Raw genomic sequence first — 6,111 nt, 5'->3', positions numbered from 1 at the left:
GTCTACAATCTGATGGGGCTTGGCCTCCTCATCACTGGTCTTGCCGCGATCGGCACGATCATGCTGGCCACCACCACCGATCCGGCTTCGGCTGTCGCGACGCTGCCAAGCGGCGAGATGCTGACCTCCTTCGGCTACGCGATCTTCGGCTCGCCGCTGCGCTGGGTGGTGATGCTGGCGCCGCTGGCTGCCGTGCTGTTCCTGTCGTTCCGCGTTCAGTCGATGAGCGTTTCGGCGGCGCAGACGACGTTCTGGGTCTATGCCGGTCTCGTCGGCCTGTCGCTGTCTTCGATCTTCCTGGTCTACACCACGGCCAGCATCTCACAGACCTTCTTCGCCACGGCCGCCGCCTTCGGTGCGCTGTCGCTGTTCGGCTACACCACCAAGCGCGACCTGACGGCGATGGGCTCGTTCCTGATCATGGGCGTGTTCGGCATCATCATCGCGTCGGTGATCAATATCTTCCTGCAGTCGTCGGCGCTGTCCTTTGCCGTGTCGGCGATCGGCGTGCTGGTCTTCGCGGGCCTGACCGCCTATGACACGCAGAAGATCAAGGAGATGTATTTCGAGGGCGACACTTCCGACGTCGCCGGCCGCAAGGCGATCATGGGCGCTCTGACGCTCTATCTCGACTTCATCAACCTGTTCATGTTCCTGCTGCAGTTCATGGGCGACCGCCGCTAAAGCGGCATTGGACCATCAACTTCCGGAAGGGCGGCCCAACGGCCGCCCTTTTCTTTTGTCTTGGCCTTTGCTGTTATTGCGAGCAGAGAAACGGCATGCATAAACAATGAGCAATATTGCGATCCGGCCTGCCACGGTGGCCGACCTCGACAGCGTCACGGACATCTATGCCGATGCGGTGACCCAAGGCACGGCGAGCTATGAGCTGGAGCCGCCGAGCCGTGCGGAGATGGGTGTTCGATTCGACAGCCTGACGGCCGGCGGCTTTCCTTACCTGGTGGCGGAGAAGGACGGGACCGTTCTCGGCTACGCCTATGCCGGCGCCTTCCGGCCACGCCCGGCCTATCGCTTCATCGTCGAGGATTCGGTCTATGTCGCGCCCGAGGCCAAGGGCCAGGGCGTCGGGCTCAAGCTGATGCAAAGCCTGATCGAGGCAGTGACGACGGCGGGCTTTCGCCAGATCATCGCGGTGATCGGCGATGGCCGTCCCGACAGCGCCTCGGTGCGGTTGCACGAAAAGCTCGGCTTTCGCCATTCGGGACGCCTTGAAGGTTCCGGCTACAAGCATGGGCGCTGGCTGGACACGGTGTTCATGCAGCTGTCGCTGAATGGCGGTGCGACGCTGCCGCCCGATCCCGAATCGCTGCCGGAGCGGAAGTTTCGCCTTAGGGGGAACTGAAGAATTGAAGAATTGAAGAATTGAAGAAGATAGCGTCAGGCGCCGAGTGCCTTTTCATCAATTAATCAATTCTCCAGCTCTTCAATTCCCCTGCTCTAATTCCCCAGCTCAGGCTTCGACCAGCTTCAGCTTGCTGTCGAACACACCAAGCACGCGGCCAAGTTCCTGACCACGCTTCAAGATGCGGCCGCCGGCGGCGATGACGGCAAAAGCGCCCTGCTTGCGGGCCAGTTTCGGATCCTTGACGATCTGGAACAGCGGCACTTCGCTGGTGCGGCGGAATACGGAAAACACAGCGCGGTCCGCAAGATGGTCGATGGCGTAGTCGCGCCATTCATTGGCGGCGACCATGCGGCCGTAGAGCCTGAGGATCTGGTCCAACTCGCGGCGGTCGAACCGCACCGGCTGATCGAGACGTTCGCGTCGCGCCTCGTGCAGCGGGATCAATATCGCGGATGCGTCCCCATCCCCCGTCCCGCCGCTGTCATCGGTCATGCCTCGATCCTTCAAAATGAATCTTTGCCAACCAAAGTTGGCGTGTTCGCGACTGAATTGCAAGGCCCGGCGAACCAAGCCCCGCGCCGCGCTGTTTCCGTCACGTCCAGTCACTTTTATGAAACGCCGTGTTGGAATTGGTGATGTTCCGCCACATTTCTGCCTTTTTTTATCCGCGCTCATGCCCCAATGTCCGACGAATTTACCGGTGTTGCCTGAGACGGTTCGGTCCGGCACCGGCTCGTAAACCCCAAGCCCCCCGCCCACGGGTCTGCGTCGGATCGAACCAACCTCGGTTCTTCTTCGGAAGAATCGGGTGCGACGATCCCAAAACCTAAATGACCGACGTCAGAAGCAAGCTGACGTCGGTTTTTTATTGGGTGAGAAGCGGTTCGCGCAGCGAACGAAAAGCCAATTGCTTGGCTTTTCGAGCTTCGAACGCCCTGAGCCTGCGAAGGGCCGGGCGTGGTTAGTCGATCCACCCTGCCGGGTCCGCGCTGCTTCGCAGCGTCCCGGCGTTCGCCGGCCTTCATCGTGCCACCGGCACGATGAATTCGCCTTCGACGAACCGGCTGCTCGCCCCACAAGGGGAGAAGGAAAGAAGGCCTTAAGGCTTGTGGATGAACGCGGCGCCGAGAATGGGACCGGGCATGCCGTCCTTGCCGACCGACTGCAGCAGCACGGCGCAGCCGCCCTTTTTGGCAATCTCGCTCATCGGCAGTTCGTAGCGTTGTGCCTTGCCATGCCACATGCCGGCGGTCTGTATCCCGGTGACGGCGTTCCAGTAGGTCATCTTGCGGCCGGTGTTCTCGCCCTCGCCGACCTTGACCGTCTGCGGCGGGTCGAAATAGACGATGACGACATGGGCGTCGCTGGGGCCGTTGCCGGCATCGCCGGCGTCGATCGTCACACGGTCGCTGGTGCGGCTGACCTTGACGGCGACGCGCATGCCTTCGCCGCTCTTGGCCATGCGGGCGAGCGCGCCATCGACCTCGCCGCGGCTGGCACCGTTGACGTGGACACGGCCATTGATAACGGCCTGCGGCGTATAGACGGAGCGGCTGCCGAAGGCGCGCATGTAGTCGTATTGCCGCTCGGTGTTCTCCTTGCGGCCCAGCGTATCCTGCCAGCCGAGATAGTCCCAATAGTCGACGTGATAAGCGAGCGCGACGATATCTTCCTTGGCGGCAAGTTCGGAGAACAGCGTATCGGCCGGCGGGCAGGAACTGCAGCCCTGGCTGGTGAACAGTTCGACCACGCCCAATGGCCTGTCGATCTGGGGCCTGTCGATCTGGACCCGGTCGGCATGGGCGCGATCGGATTCGCCGGCATGCCCGGCGCCGGCAGACGCCGAGAAGGCCAGCGCAAGAGCTGCCAGCCACAATGATTTTCGCGAGGCCATGGCCATTCCGATTCCCGCCGGTGGTGCCGGCTTTATCTTGATTGCTAAAATATGTGGCAGAACCGGAAGTCAACGGGAAGTCACGTTGCGGTGAAATTTTGCCATTGCAGCCGACCGCAACCCCGCAATAGGAAGGATCTGCGCTTCAGGATAGAAACCGATTCGGGCGGCAATCACGATGTGGCAAACGTTTTTGGCGCCAGTCGACCTCTATTGCGAGCGGACCGGCCCGGAATTCTGGTCCGAACCGGTAAACGCCCTGACCAACCTCGCCTTCATCGCCGCCGGCCTGTGGGGCGTGCGCGAGGTACGAAGGCTGGGCACCGGCGCCTTCGCCGAGGTGCTGGCCTGGTGGGTGGTGGCGATCGGCATCGGTTCGACGATCTTCCACACCTTTGCCACCAAGGGCACAGTCTGGGCCGACGTGCTGCCGATCGCCGGCTTCACGCTGGCCTACACGCTGTTCAATCTGCGCCGCTTCCTCGGCATGCGATGGGGCAAGGCCATTGCCATCTTCATTGCCTTCTATGTGCTTGCCGGGGCGATAACCCTTGCCGTGCCTGACTGGCTGCGCCAGGCGTCGAACGGTACGACGGGCTATCTGCCGCCGTTCCTGGCGCTCGCCTTCTTCGGTGTCTGGGTGACGGTGAGCGGCAATCGCGCCGGCTGGTATAATCTGGCGGGATCGGCGATCTTCGTCGTGTCCGTCATCTGCCGGATGATCGACCCGGTGATCTGCGGCAGCTTTCCGCTCGGAACGCACTTCCTCTGGCACATCCTCAACGGCGTGATGCTCGGCGTGCTTTTGGCGGCAGCGGCGCGGTTTGGGAAGCCTAAGGTAGGCAGTAGGCAGTAGGCAGTAGGCAGTAGGGGTCTCTATTCCCTACTGCCTAGTCCCCTATTCCCTAAGCTGCAAGATCGCGCAGCACGTATTGCAGGATGCCGCCGTTCTTGAAGTAATCGAGCTCATCCAGCGTATCGATGCGGCAGATGATCGGCACGTTCTTCACCGTGCCGTCGCCATAGGTGACCTTGGCGATCATCGTCTGGCGCGGTTTGATGGTGCTCAAGCCGTCGATCTCGACCAGCTCGTCTCCCTTGAGGTTGAGCGATGCCCATGAGGTGCCTTCCTCGAAGACGAAGGGAATGACGCCCATGCCGACCAGGTTCGAGCGATGGATGCGCTCGAAGGACTGGGCGATGACCGCGCGGACACCAAGGAGATTGGTTCCCTTGGCCGCCCAGTCGCGCGACGAGCCGTTGCCGTATTCGACGCCGGCGAAGACAACCAGCGGCACGCCTTCCCTTTTGTATTCCATCGCCGCGTCGTAGATCGATTCCTCTTCCTTCGACGGGTAGTGGATGGTGTAGCCGCCCTCGCGGCCATTCTCGCCCAGCATGTGGTTGCGGATGCGGATGTTGGCGAAGGTGCCGCGCATCATCACCTCGTGGTTGCCGCGCCGCGTGCCGTACTGGTTGAAGTCGGCGACGCCGACGCCGTGGTCGGTGAGGTATTTGCCGGCCGGCGAGGCCGCCTTGATCGATCCGGCCGGCGAAATGTGGTCGGTGGTGATCTTGTCGCCGAACAGGCCGAGCACGCGGGCGCCCTTGATATCGCCGATCTTGCCGAAACCTGACGTCATGCCGGCGAAATAGGGCGGGTTCTGCACATAGGTCGAGTTGTCGTCCCACGCATAGGTCTGGCCTTCCGGCGCCTTGACGTTCTGCCAGTACTCGTCGCCTTTGAAGACATCGGCATATTTGCGGGCGAACAGCTCGCGGGTGACGTTCTTCTCGATGAACTCCTGGATTTCGGCCGAGCTCGGCCAGATATCCTTGAGGTAGACCGGCTCGCCGTTCTTGTCCTCGCCTAGCGGCTCGGTGGTCAGGTCCTTTGTGACGGTGCCGGCCAGCGCATGCGCGACGACCAGCGGCGGCGACGCCAGATAGTTGGCCTGCACGTCGGGCGAGACGCGGCCTTCGAAGTTGCGGTTGCCGGACAAGACCGCGGCAGCGATCAGGCCCTTGTCGTTGATGGTCTTCGAGATCGGCGCCGGCAGCGGCCCGGAATTGCCGATGCAGGTGGTGCAGCCGAAGCCGACCAGGTTGAAGCCGATCTGATCGAGTTCCTTCTGCAGGCCGGATTTCTCCAGATACTCGGCCACCACCTGGCTGCCCGGCGCCAGCGAGGTCTTCACCCACGGCTTCTGCTTCAAACCGAGGCGGTTGGCGTTGCGGGCCAGGAGGCCGGCGCCGATCAGCACGCTCGGGTTCGAGGTGTTGGTGCACGAAGTGATGGCGGCAATGACGACATCGCCGTGACCGAGATCATGGTCGGTGCCTTCGACTGCGTAGCGCTTGGAGATTTCGGCGGCCTTCTTGTATTCGGTCTCCATCGCCTTGGCGAAACCTTCCGGAATGCCTTCAAGGGCGACGCGGCCCTCGGGCCGCTTGGGTCCGGCCATCGACGGCACGACGGAGCCAAGTTCCAGCTCGAGCAGATCGGTGAACACCGGATCGGTCGAGCCGGTCTCACGCCACATTCCTTGAGCTTTGGCATAGGCCTCGACCAGCGCGATGCGGTCCTCGCTGCGGCCGGACATTGTGAGGTAGCGGATGGTTTCCGAGTCGACGGGGAAGAAGCCGCAGGTGGCGCCATATTCGGGCGCCATGTTGCCGATGGTGGCGCGGTCGGCCAGCGTCATGTTGGAGAGGCCCGGCCCGAAGAACTCGACGAACTTGCCGACGACGCCCTTCTTGCGCAGCATCTGGGTGACGGTGAGCACGAGGTCGGTGGCGGTGACGCCCTCTTTGAGCTTGCCGGTGAGGCGGAAGCCGATCACCTCAGGCA

At 62.4% G+C, this 6,111-nt stretch carries 6 protein-coding genes; 3 read left to right on the top strand and 3 right to left on the bottom strand.

Going from position 1 to position 6,111, the window contains the following annotated elements; all coding sequences use genetic code 11:
• Positions 1-684: Bax inhibitor-1/YccA family protein (locus EN939_RS17355; protein ID WP_164751042.1), on the top strand; the 684-nt coding region annotated here is incomplete at its 5' end.
• Positions 685-790: 106 nt separating this feature from the next.
• Positions 791-1,363, top strand: coding sequence for a GNAT family N-acetyltransferase (locus EN939_RS17350; RefSeq protein ID WP_127269005.1), 573 nt, complete (start codon positions 791-793; stop codon positions 1,361-1,363).
• 108 nt (positions 1,364-1,471) lie between these two features.
• On the opposite strand, the gene EN939_RS17345 is transcribed toward EN939_RS17350, so the two are convergent.
• Together EN939_RS17345 and EN939_RS17340 are read right to left on the bottom strand one after the other, a co-directional pair.
• Positions 1,472-1,858, bottom strand: a complete 387-nt coding sequence (locus tag EN939_RS17345; RefSeq protein ID WP_127269004.1) for a DUF2794 domain-containing protein — start codon at positions 1,856-1,858, stop codon at positions 1,472-1,474.
• Between the two features lie 607 nt (positions 1,859-2,465).
• A complete protein-coding gene (locus EN939_RS17340) occupies positions 2,466-3,266 on the bottom strand; it encodes a DUF1223 domain-containing protein (RefSeq protein ID WP_127269003.1) in 801 nt (266 codons plus the stop codon).
• Positions 3,267-3,438: 172 nt separating this feature from the next.
• On the opposite strand from EN939_RS17340, the gene EN939_RS17335 reads away from it, so the two are divergent.
• The gene (locus EN939_RS17335; protein WP_127269002.1) at positions 3,439-4,116 is read left to right on the top strand and encodes a ceramidase domain-containing protein; all 678 of its coding nucleotides are present in this window, start codon (positions 3,439-3,441) and stop codon (positions 4,114-4,116) included.
• 49 nt (positions 4,117-4,165) lie between these two features.
• Here EN939_RS17335 and acnA read toward each other — a convergent pair.
• A partial coding sequence (acnA, locus tag EN939_RS17330) for an aconitate hydratase AcnA (protein ID WP_127269001.1) occupies positions 4,166-6,111 on the bottom strand: 1,946 nt, incomplete at its 5' end.

It is taken from the genome of Mesorhizobium sp. M7A.F.Ca.CA.002.05.1.1 (assembly GCF_003998335.1).
GTDB lineage: Bacteria > Pseudomonadota > Alphaproteobacteria > Rhizobiales > Rhizobiaceae > Mesorhizobium.
The sequence above is the reverse complement of the archived record's forward strand: the minus strand, read 5'-3'. Positions and strand labels throughout refer to the sequence as shown.